Below are 20,909 nucleotides of genomic sequence, written 5' to 3'. Positions count from 1 at the left end.
GCGACGCAGGGGGCTCCCAGACCCAAGTGATGATCCGCAGGACTTGTTGTGAGCAATTACTCAGCTAACAGCCGTCGGCGCTTCGCGCCGACAGTGTACAAATGCGTTTTTACACACTCTGGGCCGAAAGCGGTCATAAGCCCAGAGCCGCCATTAATCAGAAGCTGAAAAATCTGGAGCCATTTTGTGTAATGGGAGAATCTAGCGAAGCGGAAGCTGCTTCAGCTTCCGCGTCTTCATCAACCGCTCTTTCTCTTGAGCTGGAGGTCAATGAAATCAAGCTCTGCCTTGATTGCATCAATCGTGAGCGTCTCAACTTTAGTTTCTTTGATTCCTCTTGCGTTGAGCTTTTTCATTCCGGCCATGCCGACAATTATCCCGTTCAAATGCAGCTTTCGGGCCTTTAGGTAATCCGGCATCTGAGCACTATTCTGTAGTGGTTTATTCATGGTTAGACCGATGGTTGGCCCGAATCAACCGGCCCTCGCCGGTTGCTTCGGGGAAGGTTTGAGTTAGGCCGCCAACAGGTCAAGCAGGCTGTGTTGGTGTGAGCGAGCCGCGAGTTCTCGCCAGGTCCAGCTTCCAAAGTGCCCGCCCAGTTCAGGGATATCCAGCTTCATCAGTGCAACCGGGTCACGACTAATCAGGTTGCGTGCGGCCCACAGCTTGCCGCCGGTCTCCAGCAGTGTTTTGGCGGCCTCATTCCACTGTTCTTCTAGCACAGTGTTCGCCAGGTGAGCCGCTTTATTCTCCGATCTCGGTGCGTTCCTTTTGTGCCTCTGTGATATGCAGATCAATCGTCACCAGCTCCTGCTCCAGTGCGGTGATGAGCAGTTGTTGGCGGCGGTGATGCTCAGCCGCTGCCGTGAGGTTTTTTGCTGCCTTTTGAGCTTCTGCGTTAGCCGCTTTTTCGCCCTCTACATCGCCCCAGGCGACAGCCTGTGCATAAGCGGTGGCCGCGTCCGTTTCAGCTTGTCGAGCTTTTGCCATGTCTTCCTGATCGCTCTGGCGGACCTGCTGCAACCGGGTCTCGATGCTGCTGCGCTTTTCGTTGAGTTCCATCTCGTCGGCTTTCCAGTTCGCCATATCGCTGAGATATCCCGCAGCCAAGCTCTCACGGTTTGCCAATCTCTCAAGGCGATGAATCTTTTGATTCAGGTTGCTGATCTCCAGATTTCGCGAGTCGATGCGTCTTTTGTGATCGTTGATTTCATCCTGCACGGCTCGTTGACGGCCCTGCTGGATAACCTCCGGGCTTTCCAGCGCCTCTTCAAAGGGAGCCAGGTCACCCTGAATGCTCTCCACTTCGAGGGTCAGTTGGTCGCGGCGGTCTTTCAATTCTTGGATAGTGTTCATCTGTATTGTCTCTGGGTACTGCGGTTAATAGGGATGGTTGTCGAATGGCTGGCAAGGCCGGTAATGAGCCGGCGCTACCTCGATCAGCAGGCTCGCCGTCAGGCGGCCTTGGCCTCGCCTTCGTCCGTTCCTGGAACGGTCTTCACCACATAGCAGCGCGGGGCCCCAGCCCGGGCAGGCGAATCAAGCTGTACGCCTTGCCGTCACTTCCCGGCTCAAATACGCCCCGTTGCAGCAGCTCCTTGTTCACCGCACTGATATTCATGCCCTTGAAGATCTCGGCCCTCCAGGCTTCAGGCAGCACGTAGTAGGTGTTGGTGGCGTGCAGGGCATCGCCCATGCCGTCTTCCATTGTCTTGCGAAAGCCCAGTCGATCAATCGTGCGTGGGCCATGCTCATCGATCTTGGCGGCGGCAGATTCCCAGCGCGTAAAGCGGCTTTCGCCAAATCGCTCGATGACCTGGCGCAGTCGCACCACGTTCGGCCAGCCACGCATGCGGACATGCCCGTGCGGCGGTCGTGGCCGTGCCATCCAGCCATCCGGTGACGCCAAAGGCGGTGGCCAACTCTCCGGCCGCTGTTGCAAGGCCGAAGCGAAGGGCTGCGCGTTGGGCTTGCCCACTGGCCGAGGGGGGACCGGTTTTGGGTGATGAACTGCTCCACCGTGCGGCGAACAATCACCGACCACCTGAGCATTTCCCCAAGGCGCGCACAGTGCGAGCAGAAAGGCGATGAGGGGGGGGCGTAGTATTTGGCGACACGGGCCTTGCCCGTTTGGTTTCACTCTGAAGTACAAGCCGTTCCCGTCCCGCTCCCGATAGGTAGCGTGCTAAGGCTCCAGGCTTGCGATAGTAGTGTTCGCTAATGAGCGGCGTTTGATTCCAGTGCGCTTCACTTCCTGTATGCCTCCAGTCATAGGAATCTCAAGGCATGCATTGCGGGAAGTTATCGGGTTGGAGAGAGACGGATAGCCAGAAACAAGAAAACCCGCACAAGGCGGGCTTCTTGGGATGTTTCGTAGACTGTCTGAGACAGCTCGAGACTGCTATATGGTGCACCCGGCGGGATTCGAACCCACGACCCCTGCCTTCGGAGGGCAGTACTCTATCCAGCTGAGCTACGGATGCTTGTGCGGGCGACATCATACCCATGTCGACCTTGGGCGTCCATGCTGGTTTTTGGCTGCTGGCGGGTGGGAATTGTCTGTGTTGGGGCCTTGCGTCGGGCGCTGTGGCTCGGTGGTGGGGGGCGGGGCTTGAGGTCGTTGATCTGATAAAACCGGCAAATAAGCGGTTTTCGTTCTTTTTTTCGAACATCCTATTGCCCTGTACCCCCTTTGATCCTAGGATTCGTTTGAGATTTCAAACGCTCTGTCTCCCGTGCGCTCTCCACTTGCTTGCACGCAGGGGCTGATTTCCCTGACGGCAGCCCCCAAAGGCGCCTTTCAACAACTCTAATTCGCTCCGCGCGCGCGCGGTGCTGTTAAGGAAAGCCGACATGCAGCTTAAAGATGCCCAGTTGTTCCGCCAGCAAGCCTTTATCGATGGGGCTTGGGTCGATGCGGACAACGGTCAGACCATCAAGGTCAACAACCCCGCCACGGGCGAGATTCTCGGCACCGTGCCGAAGATGGGCGCCGCTGAAACCCGCCGCGCCATCGAAGCGGCGGACAAAGCGCTGCCGGCCTGGCGTGCGCTGACCGCCAAGGAGCGCGCCAACAAGCTGCGCCGCTGGTTCGAGCTGATCATCGAGAACCAGGAAGACCTGGCGCGCCTGATGACCCTGGAACAGGGCAAGCCGCTGGCCGAAGCCAAGGGCGAAATTGTCTACGCCGCCTCCTTTATCGAGTGGTTCGCCGAAGAAGCCAAGCGCATCTACGGTGATGTGATTCCCGGCCACCAGCCGGACAAGCGTCTGATCGTGATCAAGCAACCGATCGGCGTGACCGCTGCGATCACGCCGTGGAACTTCCCCGCCGCGATGATCACGCGTAAAGCCGGCCCGGCCCTGGCCGCCGGTTGCACCATGGTGCTCAAGCCTGCCTCGCAAACGCCGTTCTCGGCGTTCGCCCTGGCTGAACTGGCGCAGCGTGCCGGCATTCCGAAAGGCGTGTTCAGCGTGGTCTCCGGCAGCGCCGGCGATATCGGCAGCGAGCTGACCAGCAACCCGATCGTGCGTAAATTGTCCTTCACCGGCTCGACCGAAATCGGTCGCCAGTTGATGGCCGAATGCGCCAAGGACATCAAGAAAGTGTCCCTGGAGCTGGGCGGCAACGCGCCGTTCATCGTGTTTGACGACGCTGACCTGGATAAGGCCGTCGAAGGCGCGATCATCTCCAAGTACCGCAACAACGGCCAGACCTGCGTCTGCGCCAACCGTCTGTACGTTCAAGACGCGGTGTACGACGCGTTCGCGGAAAAACTCAAAGTGGCGGTGGCCAAGCTCAAGATCGGCAACGGTCTGGAAGACGGCACCACCACCGGCCCGCTGATCGACGGCAAAGCCGTGGCCAAGGTCCAGGAACACATTGCGGACGCGCTGGCCAAAGGCGCCACGCTGCTGGCGGGCGGCAAGGTCATGGAAGGTAACTTCTTCGAGCCGACCATCCTGACCAACGTGCCGAAAAATGCCGCTGTGGCGAAGGAAGAAACCTTCGGCCCACTGGCGCCGCTGTTCCGTTTCAAGGACGAAGCCGAAGTGATCGCGATGTCCAACGACACCGAGTTCGGCCTCGCGTCCTACTTCTATGCGCGTGACCTGAGCCGTGTGTTCCGTGTGGCCGAAGCCCTGGAATACGGCATGGTCGGCGTCAACACCGGGTTGATCTCCAACGAAGTGGCGCCGTTCGGCGGTATCAAGGCTTCGGGCCTGGGCCGTGAAGGCTCCAAGTACGGGATCGAGGATTACCTGGAAATCAAATACCTCTGCCTGGGCATCTAAGCCCGGCAAGGCATTGCTGCAAACGCAAAGGGCACGAGAGCGCTGACCCTTTGCGTGTTTTACACCGTTATTCGTAGTGGCCGGGAACGCTGTGTCAGTCGATCATCGCATGCTGCCGTAGTTGCCCCCCGCCACGTATTCCTTGAACAACGCCACCCGATGAGTGGCGAATGAGGACTTTATGAGCAAGACCAACGCTTCCTTGATGAAACGCCGTGAAGCCGCTGTACCGCGCGGTGTTGGCCAGATTCACCCGATCTTCGCCGAGTCCGCGAAGAACGCCACCGTGACCGACGTTGAAGGTCGCGAGTTCATCGACTTCGCCGGCGGTATCGCCGTGCTGAACACCGGCCACGTACACCCGAAAATCATCGCGGCCGTGACCGAGCAACTGAACAAGCTGACCCACACCTGCTTCCAGGTACTGGCCTACGAGCCTTACGTGGAACTGTGCGAAAAAATCAACGCCAAGGTCCCAGGTGATTTCGCCAAGAAAACCCTGCTGGTCACCACCGGTTCCGAAGCGGTTGAGAACGCCGTGAAAATCGCCCGCGCTGCCACTGGCCGTGCCGGCATCATCGCGTTCACCGGCGCGTACCACGGTCGCACCATGATGACCCTGGGCCTCACCGGTAAAGTCGTGCCTTACTCGGCCGGCATGGGCCTGATGCCAGGCGGCATCTTCCGCGCGCTGTACCCGAACGAACTGCATGGCGTGAGCGTCGACGACTCCATCGCCAGCATCGAACGCATCTTCAAGAACGATGCCGAGCCGCGTGATATCGCTGCCATCATCATCGAGCCGGTGCAGGGCGAAGGCGGTTTCTACGTCGCGCCTAAACCTTTCATGAAGCGCCTGCGCGAACTGTGCGACAAGCACGGCATCCTGCTGATCGCCGACGAAGTGCAAACCGGTGCCGGCCGTACCGGTACGTTCTTCGCCATGGAACAGATGGGCGTGACTGCCGACCTGACCACCTTCGCCAAATCCATCGCCGGCGGTTTCCCGTTGGCCGGTGTGTGCGGCAAGGCCGAATACATGGACGCCATCGCGCCAGGCGGCCTCGGCGGCACCTACGCCGGTAGCCCGATCGCTTGCGCCGCGGCCCTGGCCGTGCTGGAAGTGTTCGAAGAAGAGCACCTGCTGGATCGCTGCAAAGCCGTCGGCGAGCGTCTGGTTTCCGGCCTCAAGGCCATCCAGGCCAAGTACCCGGTGATCGGCGACGTGCGTGCCCTGGGCGCGATGATCGCGATCGAGCTGTTCGAAGGTGGCGACACCCACAAGCCAAACGCTGCTGCCGTTGCCGCTGTAGTGGCCAAGGCGCGTGAGAAAGGCTTGATCCTGCTGTCCTGCGGCCCTTACGGCAACGTGTTGCGCATCCTGGTGCCGCTGACCGCGCCGGACGAGCAACTGGACAAAGGCTTGGCAATCATCGAAGAGTGCTTCTCCGAGCTGTAAGCCCGGGCTGAACCGATCGATAGAAAAAACCCGCTTCGGCGGGTTTTTTTTTACCTGATGCAGCACATTCAGTGGTTGTTCATTGTACGTAGGCCGCCGCATTGTCTAAGGTGCAGGCATTGCAGATGGAGCGTGCAGGATGAGTGCTGTGGATTTACCCGCTGTACCCCGGGTGTTGATTGCTGAGGCAGACCCTTGGTCGCGGGACCTGCTCAAGCAGGTGTTGTTGAATGTGCGTTGCGACGCACGGCTGGATATGTGTGGCGATGGCCGGCAAGCGGCTACGCTGCTGCGCGACAAAGCCTACGACCTGATCGTGGCGGATTGGGAACTGCCGGGCATCGATGGCCTGAGCCTGTTGCGCAATGTGCGTCAGCAGCGTCGCTCGCCCGCGTTGCCGTTCATCCTCTTGAGCAGTCGCAATGACAGCGCCAGCGTGCGTGAGGCCTTGCCCTTGGCGCCCACGGCGTATCTGACCAAACCGCTGAACATGGACGGCCTGACCCAGCGCCTGCAAGACCTGCTGCTCAACGAAGGCGAAAGCGTGTACTGCGAAGTGCCGCGACTGGCGCCGGGCATGACCTTGCCGGTGTTCCTCGAGCGCCGCCGCGACGCCTGCGATGGCGCGCCGCTGTGGGTCGATGTGAAGGCCGCCGTGCAAGACAGCCTCGGGCCGGAGGGCCTGGACCTCAAGTGCCTGGAAGACCGCGTGTGTATGGACCCGCAGATCACCGCCGTGCTGATCGCCGCCGCCAACAGCGCCGGCCATCACGGCACGCCGGTGCAGACCCTGTCGGCGGCGTTGCACAAGCTGCAGGCCGGGCAAAGCATGAACCTGATACTCGGCCTGGCGCTCAAGCACAACGTGGTATTGGGTGATCCGGGCCTGGTGGCGTATGCCGAGCGTCACTGGCAGTTGTCCCAGGACACCGCCGACTACGCCCGCCGTCTGGCGCGCATGCTGGAGCTGGACCACGAGCGCTGCTACAGCGCGGGCATCCTGCATCGGCTCGGCGACCTGGCGTTGTTGCGCTGCCTGGAAGACTGGCGCCAGGGTGGCGGGGCGCTGGATGACGAAGCGATTGGCGAGTCGCTGCACGCCTTGGGTGCCGCCTACGGTTCGGCGTTGCGCACGCGTTGGCGCTTGCCGCTGGAACTGCGCCAGTTGATCGCGGCGATCTACTCCCTGGAAGGCGGGGTGTATTCGCGGGAGGCGCTGGTGATGAACCTGGCGGCGCAGATGGCGCGGTTGACCGAGCATGAAGGGCTGGAAGCGCTGGCCAGGAGCAAGACCGCGCGCTTGCTGAAAATGGGGCTGTCGGAGCTGATGAGGTTGCGCAAGGCCTAAAGGGTTATGAAGTTCAGATGTGGGCGGGGCAGGTTCCCTCCCACATTTGCTCTGTGTTGATCCTCTAGCCAGCAACCACGCGGTTTTTGCCCAGGCGCTTGGCCTCGTACATGGCGCCATCCGCGCGGGCGAACAGGTTGTTCAGGGTCGAGTCTTGCTCGTTGAGGTTGGCCAGGCCCTGGCTGACCGTCACGGTGAATGCGTGGCCTTCATAGCTGAAGCTCAACGCCTGGATTTCCTTGCCAAGCCGCTCAGCGACTTGCAGCGCCATCTCCGGCGCGCAACCGGGCAGCACGGCGGCGAACTCTTCGCCGCCAATGCGCCCGAACAGGTCGCCACGGCGCAGTACGCCACGACCGCTCTCGGCAATGCGCCGCAACACCTGATCGCCCTCCAAGTGGCCGTAGGTGTCGTTGACGTCCTTGAAGTCATCGATGTCCAGCAGCAGGAATGCCAGCGGCGCAGCCTGGGCGCGGGCGCTGTCGAAGGCCTGGTTGGCGCATTCGAAAAAGTGTCGGCGGTTGCTGCTCTGGGTCAGCACGTCGGTGGTGGCCAGGCGGTGCAGTTCCAGCTCCAACTGTTTCTTGTCGGTGATGTCCTCGGCCATGCCGACCACGATCAACGGCTCGCCCGGTTCGGCCTGCTGGTTGATGTAGCACTTGTCGCTGAGCCAGCGAATCTGCCCGCCGGCCGTGATGATGCGGTACTCGCGGTCTTCCACGGCGCCTTGTTCGAGTACGCGGGCCAGGCTGTGTTCGGCGTAGTCGAGGTCTTCGGGGTGAATGCTGTTGCGCCATTCCCGGTGGTCGGCCAGCAGCATGCCGGCGGAACGGCCAAACACCCGCTCATACGCCGGGCTCACATACAGCACGCGTCGCGACGCCCAGTCGATGGCCCATAGCACCGCATTCACGCTGACCAGCAGGGAACTGAGTAATTGCTCACGCTCACTCAGCCGCTCGACCTCGCCCTGGGCGTGCATCAACGCCAGCAAGGTTGCTGCGGCTGCGGGGCGTGGGGGTTCAGCGGTGGGGGGATCGGGCAGGTGCGTTTTTTCTTGGACCATCGGCACAACTCTCTCTGGGCGCGCCGCAGGGTTCAGCAGCGGTCACAACAAGGGGCCACCATGATGGCGAAGTGTTGTTTGAGAGGGGCGAATTGCGTCTAAGTTCCGTCATTGGGGGCGATTGTGACGGATTTATGGGTGTCTGGAGAATGGCGTCAAAAAAGCGATCAAAGGGGAAGGCAAGCCTTCCCCCTCCGCGTGTTCACACCGTTGCAGGGCGCAACGAGTAGGTCTTCAATTGGTGGGCAAAATCGCGCAGGGACTGGATGCCGCTGGCCTCGGCCTCATGCACCCATTCCTTGATCGCGGCCAGCATATCGTGGCCGTTGGAGCTGGTCTTGAGCCAGATCTGCTGCAGGGCCAGACGCTTTTCGTAGATCACTTTCAGGGCCTGGCTGTGTTCCAGCATGCTCTGGATACGCAGGTGGTGGCGGTCATCCAGCAGGCTGGTTTCCCGCGACAGCAGGCGCTTGGCGCGGTGGAACTGGTGGCGCACCGAGTGATCGACCTTCTCCAGTTCCTGCTTGACCAGCGGGCCGATCACCAGCTTGCGGTACTGGGCCATGATCTGGAAACGGTTGTTGAGGATCGCCATGGCGGTGTCCATGTCCAGGTGGCCCTTGCCTTCGACGCGGTGGGCGATCGGCGCGACGCGCTGCACCTTGGCCAGGCGCAGCAAGCTGAACAGCTTGATCCACGCCCAGCCGAGGTCGAACTCCCATTTCTTCACCGACAGTTTGGCGGAGTTGGGGTAGGTGTGGTGGTTGTTGTGCAGCTCTTCGCCGCCCACGATGATGCCCCACGGCACCAGGTTGGTCGCCGCGTCCCGGCATTCGAAGTTGCGATAGCCCACGGCGTGGCCGAGGCCGTTGATCACACCGGCGGCCCAGAATGGAATCCACATCATCTGGATCGCCCAGATGGTGATGCCGATGGTGCCGAACAGCAGAAGGTCGATCACACCCATGATTGCCACACCCAAAAGCGGGTAGGGCGTGTAGAGTTTGCGTTCGATCCAGTCGTCCGGGCAGTTCTTGCCGTAGATGCGCAGGGTCTCGGGGTTCTCCGCTTCGGCGCGATAGAGCTCGGCACCTTTGCGCAATACGGTAGACAGGCCTTTAATGACGGGGCTGTGCGGGTCGTCGACGGTTTCGCATTTGGCGTGATGCTTACGGTGGATGGCGGTCCACTCGCGGGTGTTCTGCGCCGTGGTCAGCCACAGCCAGAAGCGGAAGAAGTGTTTCAGGCCGGCATTGAGCTCCAGGGAGCGATGGGCTGAATAGCGGTGCAGATAGACGGTGACCCCAATAATGGTCACGTGGGTCATCAACAGGGTGACTGCCACCAGTTGCCAGGCTGACAGGTCAAGAAAACCGTTGTACCACATAGGCTGTATGGCCCTCAGATAAAGAAAAAAACAGCTCACGCATTATCACTAAGCTCACAGAGAAAACCAGCCGACCTTTCAGATAGGAGTGACGGGATGTTTCTTATTCTATAATCCGTAACCTTTTTAGGGCGAATCTAGCTTTTTAGTAAGGATTACTGGCCATATGTTGTTCTCATACCGAGGTGCCCGGCGTGCGGGGTTGGTATATCTGCTGGTTTCGCTGCTGTGGGTTGTGCTTACTCACCGGGTATTGATCAAGTTCCTCGATGACCCGGTTGAGTTAAATCAGTGGCTGCAGCTGCGCGGCTATGTGTGGGTGGCCCTCAGCGCCCTGGTGATTTACCTGATGTGCGCGCGCTTTGCGCGCGTCAACGAATTGCAGCAACCGCTCAAAGAGAGCCGCGAGCGCCTGCGCCAGGCCGCTGCCGTGTTCGATTGCACCCGTGAAGGGGTGCTGGTCACCGATGCCAAGGGGCAGATCGTCCATGTGAACCGGGCCTTTATGGCGATCACCGGCTATCGGCGCGAAGATGTCATGGGCGAGCAACCCAGCTTGTTCAAGTCAGGCCGCCATTCGTCGAGTTTTTACCAGCAGATGTTCCTGGCCCTGGAACAAACCGGCGAGTGGAGCGGGGAAATCTGGAACCGGCGCAAAAGCGGCGAAATTTATCCACAGTGGCAAACCATCCGGGTGATTCACGACGACCTCGGCCATGTCAGCCATTACGTCGCGGTGTTTTCCGATATCAGCGCCATCAAGGATTCCGAGCACGAACTGGCGCACCTCGCGCACCACGACCCGCTGACCGACCTGCCCAACCGCCTGCTGTTCACCGACCGCGCCGAACAGGCCCTGGCTTCGGCGCAAGTGCATAAACGCGGTTGTGCGTTGCTGCTGCTCGACCTGGACCACTTCAAGATCATCAACGACAGCCTGGGCCATAACGTCGGCGACCAGTTGCTCAAATTGGTCGGTGAACGCCTGAGAAGCCAGTTCGGCACCGGCGTGACGCTGGCGCGGCTGGGCGGGGACGAATTCGCGGTGTTGGCGGAAAACTGTCCACAGGTGGTGCAGGCCGCCGCGCTCGCGCAACGCATGCTCGATGCGATGAAACTCCCGTTCAATTTCGACGGCCACCAGTTGTTTATCAGTGCGAGCGTTGGCATCAGCCTGTTTCCCAGCGACGCGCTGAGTGCCCAGCAGTTGTTGCGTAACGCCGATTCCGCGTTGTTCAAGGCCAAGAGCGTCGGCCGTGAAGGCTACGCGTTGTACACCGAAGAGTTGACTGCCCACGCGCAGAACCGCGTGGAAATTGCCGGCGAACTGCGCCGCGCCCTCGACCAGCAGGAGCTGCGTGTCTACTACCAGCCGGTTCACGACCTGCACACCAGCCGCCTGATCGGCGTCGAAGCCCTGGTGCGCTGGCAACACCCGGAGCGTGGCCTGGTGCCGCCGGTCGAGTTCATCCCCATCGCCGAACGCACCGGGTTGATTGCCGATATCGACGCCTGGGTCATGCACGAGGCTTGCGCCCAGATGTGCCAGTGGCTGGAGGACGGCGCGCCGTTGAGGTTTATCGCGATCAACGTGTCCAGTCGCTTGTTTGCGCGACGCGAGTTGTATGAGCAAGTCGCCAAGGTGCTGCACGACACTGGCCTGGACCCGGCTTACCTGGAGCTGGAAGTTACCGAAAGCGCGGTGATGGAAGACCCCGAAGTGGCCCTGGAACAACTGCACCGCCTGCGCGAGCTGGGCCTGCGCCTGGCCATTGATGACTTTGGCACCGGCTATTCGTCGCTGCTGCGCCTCAAGCGCCTGCCGGTGCAGAAGCTCAAGATCGACCAGGGCTTTGTCGCCGGGGTGCCGTGGGATGAAGACGACGCCGCCATCGTGCGCGTGGTGATCGCCCTGGCGAAAAGCATGGGCATGCAGGTACACGCCGAAGGGATCGAACAGGTGGAACAGGCGCGGTTCCTGCTGGAGCAAAACTGCGACATGGGCCAGGGCTATTGGTTTGGCCGCCCGATGCCAGCGTGTGAAATCGACTGGGACCGGGCACCCGCCATCCAGAGTTGAAATGCAGTCAACTGTGGGAGGGAGCAAGCCCCCTCCCACAATTGGATATTCGCCAGGCTCGATTTTGGCACTTGGCCACAAAACGCCGTCGTAACCCCACGTCCGGCCAGAAAATTCTTTCTGGTTATATAAACATTCTTAAATAGTATTTTTAAGAATATCCGCGCTTATCTACTATCGCCCTCACGCCGCAAGCAGTGCCGCCACTGCGCGGCACTATTCATTTCAGGAGCGAGACCATGAGCGCATCTCTACGTAGCGTCGACGGCCAGGACGAAGCAGCCATTTTGCGTGAGATCCAGAGCGCGTTGCGCGATCTGCGCTTTGGCGCGGTGGAAATCACTGTACACAACGCTCAAGTAGTACAGATCGAACGCAAAGAAAAATTCCGCCTGCAGAACCCGGGTAACAAACCGGCCTGAGCAAGAGCGGCGATAGACCCATCACTATAAAAAATGCCCCTGTAGGCGCGAGCTTGCTCGCGAAAAGCTTGAAGGCAACGCGTTGCACCTGATGCGCAGCGTTATCGTTGACGTTTTTCGCGAGCCAGCTCGCTCCTGCAGTCGTCAGCCAACACCCCGGAATTTCAGGAGCTTTCTATGTCGTCGATTCGCCGTTACGCCCTGGCTGCCTTGGCCAGCGCCGTGTTTGCCGGGTCTGCCGTTGCCAAGGACTACGAGTTGCTCAACGTCTCGTATGACCCGACCCGTGAGCTGTACCAGGACTACAACGCTGAGTTCACCAGCTACTGGAAACAGTCCCACCCCGGCGACAGCGTCAAGATCCAGCAATCCCACGGCGGCTCGGGCAAACAGGGCCGTGCGGTGATCGACGGCCTGCGTGCCGACGTCGTGACCCTGGCCCTGGCCGGCGATATCGACGAAATCGCCAAGTTGGGCAAGACCCTGCCGGAAAACTGGCAGACCCGCCTGCCGGATGCGAGCACCCCGTACACCTCGACCATCGTGTTCCTGGTGCGCAAGGGCAACCCCAAAGGCATCAAGGACTGGGGCGACCTGATCAAGAAAGACGTGGCGGTCATCACCCCGAACCCGAAAACCTCCGGCGGTGCGCGCTGGAACTTCCTCGCCGCTTGGGCCTATGGCCTGAAAGCCGGTGGCAGCGAAGCCAAGGCGCAGGAATACGTCAAAGAGCTGTTCAAGCACGTACCGGTCCTCGACACCGGGGCGCGCGGTTCGACCATCACCTTCGTCAACAACGGTCAGGGTGACGTGTTGCTGGCCTGGGAAAACGAGGCGTTCCTGGCATTGAAAGAAAACGGCGGCGCCGACAAGTTCGACATCGTCGTACCGTCCCTGTCGATCCTCGCCGAGCCGCCTGTGGCCGTGGTCGACAAGAACGCCGAGAAAAAGGGCAACACCGAGATCGCTACCGAGTACCTCAAGCACCTGTACAGCCCGGCTGGTCAGGAGATTGCGGCGAAGAACTTCTACCGCCCACGCGATGAGAAAATCGCCGCCAAATACGCCCAGCAGTTCCCGAAGCTGGATTTGGTGACTATCGACAAAGACTTCGGCGGCTGGAAAACTGCGCAGCCGAAATTCTTTAATGACGGTGGCGTGTTCGACCAGATCTACTCGGCGCAATAAAAACACCGCCCTCTGTAGGCGCGAGCTTGCTCGCGAAGAAGGTCCAGGCACCGCGTGCACCCAGAATGTGCGCGTTATCGTTGACGTTTTTCGCGGGTAAGCCCGCTCCTACAGAGCACGCATTCACCTGCGGGTTTTGTGTGTCAGACCTGCTAACCAAGGACTTTTATGTCGCGTCGTATTTCCCCCGTCATACCCGGCTTCGGGCTGACGCTGGGCTACACCGTGGTGTACCTCAGCCTGATCGTACTCATCCCCCTCGCGGCGATGTTTGTACACGCCGCTCAACTTACCTGGGATCAGTTCTGGAACATCATCACCGCACCGCGTGTGCTGGCGGCATTGAAGTTGAGCTTCAGCACCGCGCTGTACGCCGCGCTGATCAATGGCCTGATCGGCACGCTGCTGGCCTGGGTGCTGGTGCGCTACACCTTCCCCGGGCGCAAGATCATCGATGCGATGATCGACCTGCCGTTCGCCCTGCCCACGGCCGTCGCCGGTATCGCGCTGACCGCGCTGTACACACCGACCGGCCTGGTCGGCCAGTTCGCCGCCGACCTGGGCTTCAAGATCGCCTACAGCCCCTTGGGCATCACCCTGGCGCTGACCTTCGTCACGTTGCCGTTCGTGGTCCGCACGGTGCAGCCGGTCCTCGCCGATATCCCCCGGGAAATCGAAGAAGCCGCCGCCTGCCTGGGCGCCAAGCCGTTGCAGGTGTTTCGCTACATCCTCGTGCCCGCGTTGCTGCCTGCCTGGCTGACCGGCTTCGCCCTGGCGTTTGCCCGTGGCGTCGGTGAGTACGGTTCGGTGATCTTCATCGCCGGCAACATGCCGATGAAGACCGAGATCCTGCCGCTGCTGATCATGGTCAAGCTCGACCAGTACGACTACCACGGCGCCACCTCCATCGGTGTGCTGATGCTGGTGGTTTCCTTCGTGTTGCTGCTGCTGATCAATTTGCTGCAGCGGCGCATCGAACACCCATAAGGAGGCGCGGAACATGTCCCAATCGTCTATCTCCGCCGCGTCCTCGGCCAACGCTGCCCGGCGTGGCAGTGCGTTGTCGCGGCGCATCCTGATCAGCCTGGGCTGGCTGGTGTTCTTCCTGTTCCTGGTGCTGCCGCTGTTTATCGTGGTGTCCCAGGGCTTGAAGAATGGCCTCGGCGCGTTCTTCACCGCGATCCTTGAGCCCGATGCGCTGTCGGCGCTCAAGCTCACGGTGGTCGCCGTGTTGATCTCGGTGCCGCTCAACGTGGTGTTCGGCGTCAGCGCCGCATGGTGCGTGAGCAAGTACTCGTTCCGTGGCAAGAGCATCCTGGTGACGCTGATCGACCTGCCGTTCTCGGTGTCGCCGGTGATCGCGGGCCTGGTCTATGTGCTGATGTTCGGCGCCCAGGGCTTCTTTGGCCCGTGGCTGCAGGCGCATGACATCCAGATCGTGTTCGCCTTGCCGGGCATCGTGCTGGCGACCATCTTCGTCACCGTGCCGTTCGTGGCCCGGGAGCTGATCCCGCTGATGCAGGAACAAGGCACCCAGGAAGAAGAAGCCGCGCGGCTGCTTGGCGCCAATGGCTGGCAGATGTTCTGGCATGTCACCGTGCCGAATATCAAATGGGGCCTGATCTACGGCGTGGTGCTGTGTACCGCGCGGGCGATGGGTGAGTTCGGCGCGGTGTCGGTGGTGTCCGGCCACATTCGCGGCGTGACCAACACGTTGCCGCTGCACGTCGAGATTCTCTACAACGAATACAACCACGTCGCTGCGTTTGCGGTGGCGAGTCTGTTGCTGATCCTGGCGCTCTTCATCCTGCTGCTCAAGCAGTGGAGCGAGAACCGTATCAACCGCCTGCGCGCAGCTGCGGCTGAGGAATAATCCATGTCCATCGAAGTCCGTAATGTCAGCAAGAACTTCAACGCCTTCAAGGCCCTGAACAGCATCAACCTGGACATCCAGAGTGGCGAGCTGGTGGCGTTGCTGGGGCCCTCCGGCTGCGGCAAGACCACCTTGCTGCGCATCATCGCCGGTCTCGAAACCCCGGATACCGGCAGCATCGTATTCCACGGTGAAGACGTCTCCGGCCACGACGTGCGTGATCGCAACGTCGGGTTTGTGTTCCAGCACTACGCACTGTTCCGCCACATGACCGTGTTCGATAACGTCGCCTTCGGCCTGCGCATGAAGCCGAAAAACCAGCGCCCGAACGAAAGCCAGATCGCGGTCAAAGTCCACGAACTGTTGAACATGGTGCAACTGGACTGGCTGTCCGACCGCTACCCGGAACAACTCTCCGGCGGCCAACGCCAGCGCATCGCCCTGGCCCGCGCCCTGGCGGTGGAGCCCAAAGTGCTGCTGCTCGACGAACCCTTCGGCGCCCTCGACGCCAAGGTGCGCAAAGAGCTGCGCCGCTGGCTGGCGCGCCTGCACGAAGACATCAACCTGACTTCGGTGTTCGTGACCCACGACCAGGAAGAGGCGATGGAAGTTGCCGACCGTATCGTGGTGATGAACAAGGGCGTGATCGAGCAGATCGGCTCACCGGGCGACGTCTACGAAAACCCGGCCAGCGATTTCGTCTACCACTTCCTCGGCGACTCCAACCGCCTGCACCTGGGGGGCGACCAACACGTGCTGTTCCGCCCTCACGAAGTGTCGCTGTCGCGCCATGAACTGGAAGACCACCATGCCGCCGAAGTGCGCGATATCCGGCCGCTGGGGGCGACCACGCGGGTGACGTTGAAAGTCGAAGGCCAGAGCGAACTGATCGAAGCCGAAGTGGTGAAAGACCACGACAGCCTGATCGGCCTGGCCCGGGGCGAGACCTTGTTCTTCAAACCCAAGGTCTGGCAAAAAGCCTGAACACACTGCAATAACAAATGTGGGAGGGGGCTTGCCCCCGATAGCGGTGTATCAGTCAATATCTTCAGTGACTGACCCACTGCAATCGGGGGCAAGCCCCCTCCCACATTCAGACTTCTCTCGGCTTCAGATCGCGGCGAGCGACTGGCCCGGAGCGGCGTTCAATCTGCTCTTTGAGCTCGTGCCGCAACCCCAGCAAAAACGCCAACTCCGCCACCACAAACAACGGCCCGACGATCAGCCCCGACACATCATCCACAAACGCCGGCTTCTTGCCTTCGTAGTAATGCCCGACAAACTGAATCACCCAACCCACCACGAACATACCGATACCGCCGCTGAGCCAGACCGGCGTGCTTTGCGCCGCCAGCACGTGCCCGGCCCACACCGACAAGCCCATCAGCACGCTCATCAGCACGCCCAGCGCGAGTTCCAGGCGCAGGTAGAACCACGCCGCAAGCAGCGCGACGATCAGCGCCGGCGACAGCCAGAGCCCGGCCAGCGGCCACTCCGGGCGTGAAAGCAACACGGCGACGGCGACCACGATCAGCGGGATGCCGATAAAGTGGCTGGCGATATTGCGCGGGTCGCGGTGGTAGGCGGCGTATTGACTGAGGTGGTCGACGAGGCTTTTCATTGTTATTCCTCCTGTAGGATGTTTGATCATGCCCTGTCAGCCTTCGCCTAACTGTCAGTTGGGCGACAATCTTCGGAGTTCTCATGAACGCAGAGCAATGGCGACCCCGGCTGGCTGCCGGGCACTGGTTCAGCCACTTGCCCGGCGCTTTTCAGCATAGTCTGCTGGCCCACGCGCGGCTGCGGCTGCTGACGGCGGGGCAATACCTGTTCAAGCGCGGTGACCCGCCCTGCGGCTTGTATGCGGTGCTCGACGGCAGTTTGCGGATCAGCGCGGTGAACGAGCAGGGCAAGGAAGCGCTGCTCAGCCTGGTGGAGTCGCCCTACTGGTTCGGTGAAATCTGCCTGTTCGACGGCCTGCCGCGCACCCACGACGCCTGTGCGGTCGGGCCGTGCAAGCTGTTGCAGGTGCCCCAGCAGGCATTGCTCGACATTCTCGATGAAACCCCGCAGTACTGGCGCGACTTGGCCTTGCTGATGAGCCAAAAGTTGCGCCTGAGTTTCATCGGCCTCGAACAGCTCAGCCTGATGCCCGCCTCGGTGCGGCTGGCCCATCGTTTGTTGATGATCATTGAAGGGTACGGCGACATCGAACCCTCAAAACGCCGGCTGCAGTTACCCCAGGAAGACCTGGCGGCGATGTTGAGCCTGTCGCGTCAGACCACCAACGCCTTGCTCAAGGACCTGCAAGCCCAGGGCATCGTGCGCCTGGGCTATGGCGAGATCGAAATCCTCGATGCACAGCGCCTGCGTGAGGCGGCGCACACCTGAGGGTGTTAGCCTGCAGGTCTGATCAATCGAGGTGTGTTATGCGCGTGCTGTTAGTGGAACATGAATCCGAAGAAGCACAGCGGATGGCCCAGGGTTTGAACGAGGCCGGTTATTCCGTGGAAGTTGCGGCCAACGGCATGGCCGCCCAACGGCTTGTCGAGGGCAACGAGTACGACCTGGTGATTCTGGACGTGATGCTGCCGGGGCTGAATGCCTGGACACTGCAGCAGGCGATTCGGCACAAGGGCGAGACGCCGGTGTTGTTTCTGACCAGCCCGGGTGGGATCGAAGACCGTCTGCGCGACTTGGAATTGCATGAGGATGATTATTTACTCAAGCCGTTTGAAGACAAGGCGCTGGTCATGCGCGTGAAAAAACTACTGCGTCGCGATCGCGGGCGCTGATAGATGTGTGGCCTGGGCTCTCGCGATCGCGGGCAAGCCCGGCTGTTAAATGTGGGAGGGAGCTTGCCCCCGATGACGGTGGATCAATTGATGAATGCGCTAGCTGATACACCGCCCCTCCCATGGCTTGATCTTTTGGTTATTAATAAATAGCTTCTTATTCCTTAACGAATATAAACCCCGTCCCTATACTGTCCAGCAACGTTAAACGCTGCAGGAGGGCACACCCATGCACAGCGAATCGATTCGTTACCTGATCGTGCCGGGCTGGCAAGGATCGCCAGAAGATCATTGGCAAACGCATTGGCAGAACAGCCTGCCCAACAGCGCCCGGGTGGAGCAGGCCGATTGGCTGACGCCGCGTCGCGAAGACTGGGTGGCCGCGCTGGCCGAGGCGATCGCCGCCGACAGCACGCCAGTGATTCTGATCGCCCATAGCCTGGGCTGCATCACCGTGGCCCACTGGGCTGCCACTGCCCCGCTGCAATTTTTGCGGCAGGTGCGTGGGGCGTTGCTGGTGGCGCCGGCGGATGTCGAACGCCCGGCCTGTGCCCCCGCGCTGCGTAACTTCGCGCCGATTCCACGCGACCTGCTGCCGTTTCCCAGCCAGGTGGTCAGCTCCGACAACGACAGTGCCGTCAGCGCCCCCAGGGCCATGGAGCTGGCGCGCGACTGGGGCGCTGAAGCCGGCATTTTGTCCGGCGCCGGGCATATCAATGTGAAGTCCGGCCACCAGCGCTGGGAGCAGGGTTTCGCGTATCTCTATCGCCTGCAAAGCCGCCTGGAGCATCACGCCCGGCGCACGGCCTGAACCTTTTTCAACGCCCCGTCCCTGAGCGGATTGGGGGCGGGAGCCTGCCATGAGTCTGCATGAAACCTTCGGTCAGCCGCTGCTGACCTTCCCCGACGCCGAAAAAAGCCCGCTGAGCATCCGCGCCAAGGCACTGGTGTTCGTCGACCCGCGTTCGCGGCAACTGCGCGAAGCGCTGGAACACCTCGCGCCCCGCGCCTTGCCGGTGTTGATCCGTGGCGAGACCGGCAGCGGCAAAGAGTTGCTGGCGCGGCATATCCATCGGGGCAGCGACCGCGCCGGGCTGTTTGTCTCGGTCAATTGCGGCGCGATCAGCCCGACCTACGCCGATGCCGAGCTGTTCGGCTACGCGGCCGGCGCCCACAGTGGCGCGGCGAGCAGCCGGGCCGGCTGGTTCGGCTCGGCCAACGGCGGCACCTTGTACCTGGATGAGATCGGCGACTTGCCGTTGCCGATCCAGGTCAAATTGCTCGCCGCCCTGGAAAACCACGAAGTCACCCGCGTCGGCGCGCAGCAACCAAGCCCGGTGGACGTGCGCCTGGTGGCGGCGACCAGCATCGACCTGGCCCAGGCCGTGGCCGCAGGCAAGTTCAATGAGCGCCTGTTCCATTACCTCAGCGAAGGCCAACTGGACCTGCCGGCCTTGCGCGAGCGGGTCGGCGACATCCTGTCCCTGGCCGAATACTTTCTTGGCATCTACAGCCAGCGCCTGGACCTGCCGGTGCCGCTGATCAGCGACGCGGCCCAGCGCGTGCTGGAACACCACAGCTGGCCGGGCAATACCCGCGAGCTGGAGAACGTCATCCACTTTGCCTTGCTGGTCAGCAGCGGCGACGAAATCTTGCCGGAGCATTTGAACCTGCCGACCGCCGGTTCGCCGCTGGAGCAGGTGCAGCGGATATTCGAAAGCGCCAGTGCGGCCGAGCGGGAAACCTTGCGCAAATTCCTACATGAGCAAAATGGAATATCAACCTGAATAAAAGGTATTGTTCGGGAATAAAAAATCTAGGTATTGTCACTCTCACGCCGCGATAGCACTTCGATGGCACTCCACCCCAATACGGTCGTCAGAGACGCCCCGGAATGTCGATAAGGACACTCATGAAAAAGGTTCTGTTGTTTACCGCACTGGCGGCTGCCCTGACTGCGGGCTTCGCCCAGGCCAACGAAAAGCTGATAGTGGCCGCTACCCCGGTCCCGCACGCCGAGATCCTCGAGCTGGTCAAGCCGACCCTCGCCAAAGAAGGCGTGGATCTGGAAATCAAAGTCTTCACCGACTACGTACAGCCCAACGTGCAGGTGGCCGAGAAGCGTCTGGACGCCAACTACTTCCAGACCCTGCCGTACCTGGAAAACTTCAACAAAGGTAAAGGCACCAACCTGGTCACCGTGGTGGGCGTACACGTTGAACCCTTCGGCGGTTACTCGAAGAAAATCAAAAACATTTCTGAGCTCAAAGATGGCGCCACCGTGGCCATTCCGAACGAAGGCTCCAACAGCGGCCGTGCCCTGTTGCTGCTGCAGAAGGCCGGTGTGATCACCCTGAAAGACCCGACCAATGCGCTGGCGACGCCAAAAGACATTGCCAGCAACCCGAAAAACCTGAAGTTCAAAGAGCTGGAATCAGCCCTGCTGCCACGCGTGCTGGACCAGGTTGACCTGGACCTGATCAACACCAACTACGCTCTGGAAGCTGGCCTCAACCCGGCCAGGGACGCGTTGATCATCGAAGACGCCAAATCGCCGTATGTGAACTTCCTGGTGGCGCGCCCGGACAACAAGGACAGCGCTGCTATCCAGAAACTGGCCAAGGCCCTGACCAGCCCGGAAGTCAAAGCATTCATCGAGAAGAAATACAACGGCGCGGTCGTGCCGGCGTTCTGATCGAGCGGTAAAACCTTTCAAGGTTTAAACGCCGACGGCTTGCACAGCGTCGGCGTTTTTTATGGGTGGAATTTGGAATGCGCTCAAAATTGTGGGAGGGGGCTTGCCCCCGATAGCAGTGGTTCAGTCAATGCATCGGTGACTGTCATACCGCTATCGGGGGCAAGCCCCCTCCCACATTTGATTTTTATCTCACCGTGGATTTTCAGCGTTTCACCGCACTCGGGCGTTGATCGCCCTGCGCAATGCCACCAACCATTTCACCAGCTCCTGCGGATCAATCGGTTTCGCTTCGTTCAT

General features: G+C 60.8%; 18 protein-coding genes, 1 tRNA gene and 2 pseudogenes. 15 read left to right on the top strand and 6 right to left on the bottom strand.

Translation table 11 applies throughout. The features are described 5' to 3' along the window. Window positions 1-101 precede the first annotated feature (101 nt). On the top strand, window positions 102-407 hold the full coding sequence (locus TU80_RS34080) for a hypothetical protein (protein ID WP_156422919.1): 306 nt from the start codon (window positions 102-104) through the stop codon (window positions 405-407). 105 nt (window positions 408-512) lie between these two features. On the opposite strand, the pseudogene TU80_RS27935 reads toward TU80_RS34080, so the two are convergent. The 3 genes and pseudogenes from TU80_RS27935 to TU80_RS27925 all read right to left on the bottom strand — a co-directional run bounded on the left by TU80_RS27935 (window position 513) and on the right by TU80_RS27925 (window position 2,483). Next, window positions 513-1,356 (bottom strand): annotated as a pseudogene (locus TU80_RS27935) (chromosome segregation protein SMC). Window positions 1,357-1,454: 98 nt separating this feature from the next. Next, window positions 1,455-2,124, bottom strand: a pseudogene (locus tag TU80_RS27930) (DUF927 domain-containing protein); the annotation flags it as partial. A gap of 282 nt (window positions 2,125-2,406) precedes the next feature. After that, window positions 2,407-2,483: transfer RNA gene (locus TU80_RS27925), tRNA-Arg, on the bottom strand. 370 nt (window positions 2,484-2,853) lie between these two features. On the opposite strand from TU80_RS27925, the gene gabD reads away from it, so the two are divergent. The 3 genes from gabD to TU80_RS27910 all read left to right on the top strand — a co-directional run bounded on the left by gabD (window position 2,854) and on the right by TU80_RS27910 (window position 7,103). Next, entirely contained in the window at window positions 2,854-4,296 is a 1,443-nt protein-coding gene (gene gabD / locus TU80_RS27920; protein ID WP_046385078.1) for an NADP-dependent succinate-semialdehyde dehydrogenase, read from the top strand. Window positions 4,297-4,477: 181 nt separating this feature from the next. Beyond that, window positions 4,478-5,755: a 4-aminobutyrate--2-oxoglutarate transaminase gene (gabT, locus tag TU80_RS27915; protein WP_017848615.1), complete on the top strand. Its 1,278-nt coding sequence runs from the start codon at window positions 4,478-4,480 to the stop codon at window positions 5,753-5,755. A gap of 139 nt (window positions 5,756-5,894) precedes the next feature. Next, window positions 5,895-7,103 (top strand): HDOD domain-containing protein, encoded by a 1,209-nt coding sequence (locus tag TU80_RS27910; protein ID WP_046385077.1) that lies wholly within the window; start codon window positions 5,895-5,897, stop codon window positions 7,101-7,103. 64 nt (window positions 7,104-7,167) lie between these two features. Here TU80_RS27910 and TU80_RS27905 read toward each other — a convergent pair whose 3' ends face one another. Further along, a complete protein-coding gene (locus TU80_RS27905) occupies window positions 7,168-8,169 on the bottom strand; it encodes a sensor domain-containing diguanylate cyclase (RefSeq protein WP_057005866.1) in 1,002 nt (333 codons plus the stop codon). A gap of 202 nt (window positions 8,170-8,371) precedes the next feature. Further along, window positions 8,372-9,556, bottom strand: a complete 1,185-nt coding sequence (gene desA / locus TU80_RS27900; protein ID WP_046385075.1) for a delta-9 fatty acid desaturase DesA — start codon at window positions 9,554-9,556, stop codon at window positions 8,372-8,374. Window positions 9,557-9,722: 166 nt separating this feature from the next. Between desA and dibA the strand changes: the two genes are divergently transcribed. From dibA to TU80_RS27870, 6 genes are all read left to right on the top strand, one after another. Beyond that, complete coding sequence (gene dibA, locus TU80_RS27895) at window positions 9,723-11,636, top strand: phosphodiesterase DibA (protein WP_046385074.1); 1,914 nt, start codon at window positions 9,723-9,725, stop codon at window positions 11,634-11,636. Between the two features lie 239 nt (window positions 11,637-11,875). Then, on the top strand, window positions 11,876-12,058 hold the full coding sequence (gene oscA / locus TU80_RS27890; RefSeq protein ID WP_010565387.1) for a sulfur starvation response protein OscA: 183 nt from the start codon (window positions 11,876-11,878) through the stop codon (window positions 12,056-12,058). A 177-nt stretch (window positions 12,059-12,235) separates the two neighbouring features. Beyond that, a complete protein-coding gene (locus tag TU80_RS27885) occupies window positions 12,236-13,246 on the top strand; it encodes a sulfate ABC transporter substrate-binding protein (RefSeq protein ID WP_017848610.1) in 1,011 nt (336 codons plus the stop codon). Between the two features lie 168 nt (window positions 13,247-13,414). Then, window positions 13,415-14,233: a sulfate ABC transporter permease subunit CysT gene (gene cysT / locus TU80_RS27880; RefSeq protein WP_017848609.1), complete on the top strand. Its 819-nt coding sequence runs from the start codon at window positions 13,415-13,417 to the stop codon at window positions 14,231-14,233. Window positions 14,234-14,246: 13 nt separating this feature from the next. Beyond that, entirely contained in the window at window positions 14,247-15,119 is an 873-nt protein-coding gene (gene cysW, locus TU80_RS27875) for a sulfate ABC transporter permease subunit CysW (RefSeq protein WP_017848608.1), read from the top strand. 3 nt (window positions 15,120-15,122) lie between these two features. Further along, entirely contained in the window at window positions 15,123-16,103 is a 981-nt protein-coding gene (locus TU80_RS27870; protein WP_017848607.1) for a sulfate/molybdate ABC transporter ATP-binding protein, read from the top strand. A 109-nt stretch (window positions 16,104-16,212) separates the two neighbouring features. On the opposite strand, the gene TU80_RS27865 is transcribed toward TU80_RS27870, so the two are convergent. Continuing rightward, window positions 16,213-16,740 carry an Mpo1 family 2-hydroxy fatty acid dioxygenase gene (locus tag TU80_RS27865; RefSeq protein ID WP_057005865.1) on the bottom strand — a complete coding sequence of 176 codons (528 nt, stop codon included), beginning with the start codon at window positions 16,738-16,740 and terminating at the stop codon, window positions 16,213-16,215. Between the two features lie 83 nt (window positions 16,741-16,823). On the opposite strand from TU80_RS27865, the gene TU80_RS27860 reads away from it, so the two are divergent. From TU80_RS27860 to TU80_RS27840, 5 genes are all read left to right on the top strand, one after another. After that, entirely contained in the window at window positions 16,824-17,510 is a 687-nt protein-coding gene (locus tag TU80_RS27860) for a Crp/Fnr family transcriptional regulator (protein WP_046385072.1), read from the top strand. A gap of 38 nt (window positions 17,511-17,548) precedes the next feature. Then, window positions 17,549-17,914, top strand: a complete 366-nt coding sequence (locus tag TU80_RS27855; protein WP_046385071.1) for a response regulator — start codon at window positions 17,549-17,551, stop codon at window positions 17,912-17,914. 229 nt (window positions 17,915-18,143) lie between these two features. Beyond that, window positions 18,144-18,725: an alpha/beta hydrolase gene (locus TU80_RS27850; RefSeq protein WP_017848603.1), complete on the top strand. Its 582-nt coding sequence runs from the start codon at window positions 18,144-18,146 to the stop codon at window positions 18,723-18,725. A 49-nt stretch (window positions 18,726-18,774) separates the two neighbouring features. Beyond that, entirely contained in the window at window positions 18,775-19,701 is a 927-nt protein-coding gene (locus TU80_RS27845; protein WP_046385070.1) for a sigma 54-interacting transcriptional regulator, read from the top strand. Window positions 19,702-19,826: 125 nt separating this feature from the next. Next, complete coding sequence (locus TU80_RS27840; RefSeq protein ID WP_046488782.1) at window positions 19,827-20,609, top strand: MetQ/NlpA family ABC transporter substrate-binding protein; 783 nt, start codon at window positions 19,827-19,829, stop codon at window positions 20,607-20,609. Window positions 20,610-20,909: the final 300 nt, after the last annotated feature.

The organism is Pseudomonas veronii (genome assembly GCF_001439695.1).
In the GTDB taxonomy this organism is placed as follows: domain Bacteria; phylum Pseudomonadota; class Gammaproteobacteria; order Pseudomonadales; family Pseudomonadaceae; genus Aquipseudomonas; species Aquipseudomonas veronii.
Note: the sequence above shows the minus strand (reverse complement) of the source record. Positions and strands in the feature narration are given on the sequence as shown.

Bases quoted from the DNA above. Each gene is read 5' to 3' on its own strand.
- TU80_RS34080 (WP_156422919.1), top strand. From the start codon at position 102: ATGCGTTTTTACACACTCTGGGCCGAAAGCGGTCATAAGCCCAGAGCC.
- gabD (WP_046385078.1), top strand. From the start codon at position 2,854: ATGCAGCTTAAAGATGCCCAGTTGTTCCGCCAGCAAGCCTTTATCGAT.
- gabT (WP_017848615.1), top strand. From the start codon at position 4,478: ATGAGCAAGACCAACGCTTCCTTGATGAAACGCCGTGAAGCCGCTGTA.
- TU80_RS27910 (WP_046385077.1), top strand. From the start codon at position 5,895: ATGAGTGCTGTGGATTTACCCGCTGTACCCCGGGTGTTGATTGCTGAG.
- TU80_RS27905 (WP_057005866.1), bottom strand. From the start codon at position 8,169: ATGGTCCAAGAAAAAACGCACCTGCCCGATCCCCCCACCGCTGAACCC.
- desA (WP_046385075.1), bottom strand. From the start codon at position 9,556: ATGTGGTACAACGGTTTTCTTGACCTGTCAGCCTGGCAACTGGTGGCA.
- dibA (WP_046385074.1), top strand. From the start codon at position 9,723: ATGTTGTTCTCATACCGAGGTGCCCGGCGTGCGGGGTTGGTATATCTG.
- oscA (WP_010565387.1), top strand. From the start codon at position 11,876: ATGAGCGCATCTCTACGTAGCGTCGACGGCCAGGACGAAGCAGCCATT.
- TU80_RS27885 (WP_017848610.1), top strand. From the start codon at position 12,236: ATGTCGTCGATTCGCCGTTACGCCCTGGCTGCCTTGGCCAGCGCCGTG.
- cysT (WP_017848609.1), top strand. From the start codon at position 13,415: ATGTCGCGTCGTATTTCCCCCGTCATACCCGGCTTCGGGCTGACGCTG.
- cysW (WP_017848608.1), top strand. From the start codon at position 14,247: ATGTCCCAATCGTCTATCTCCGCCGCGTCCTCGGCCAACGCTGCCCGG.
- TU80_RS27870 (WP_017848607.1), top strand. From the start codon at position 15,123: ATGTCCATCGAAGTCCGTAATGTCAGCAAGAACTTCAACGCCTTCAAG.
- TU80_RS27865 (WP_057005865.1), bottom strand. From the start codon at position 16,740: ATGAAAAGCCTCGTCGACCACCTCAGTCAATACGCCGCCTACCACCGC.
- TU80_RS27860 (WP_046385072.1), top strand. From the start codon at position 16,824: ATGAACGCAGAGCAATGGCGACCCCGGCTGGCTGCCGGGCACTGGTTC.
- TU80_RS27855 (WP_046385071.1), top strand. From the start codon at position 17,549: ATGCGCGTGCTGTTAGTGGAACATGAATCCGAAGAAGCACAGCGGATG.
- TU80_RS27850 (WP_017848603.1), top strand. From the start codon at position 18,144: ATGCACAGCGAATCGATTCGTTACCTGATCGTGCCGGGCTGGCAAGGA.
- TU80_RS27845 (WP_046385070.1), top strand. From the start codon at position 18,775: ATGAGTCTGCATGAAACCTTCGGTCAGCCGCTGCTGACCTTCCCCGAC.
- TU80_RS27840 (WP_046488782.1), top strand. From the start codon at position 19,827: ATGAAAAAGGTTCTGTTGTTTACCGCACTGGCGGCTGCCCTGACTGCG.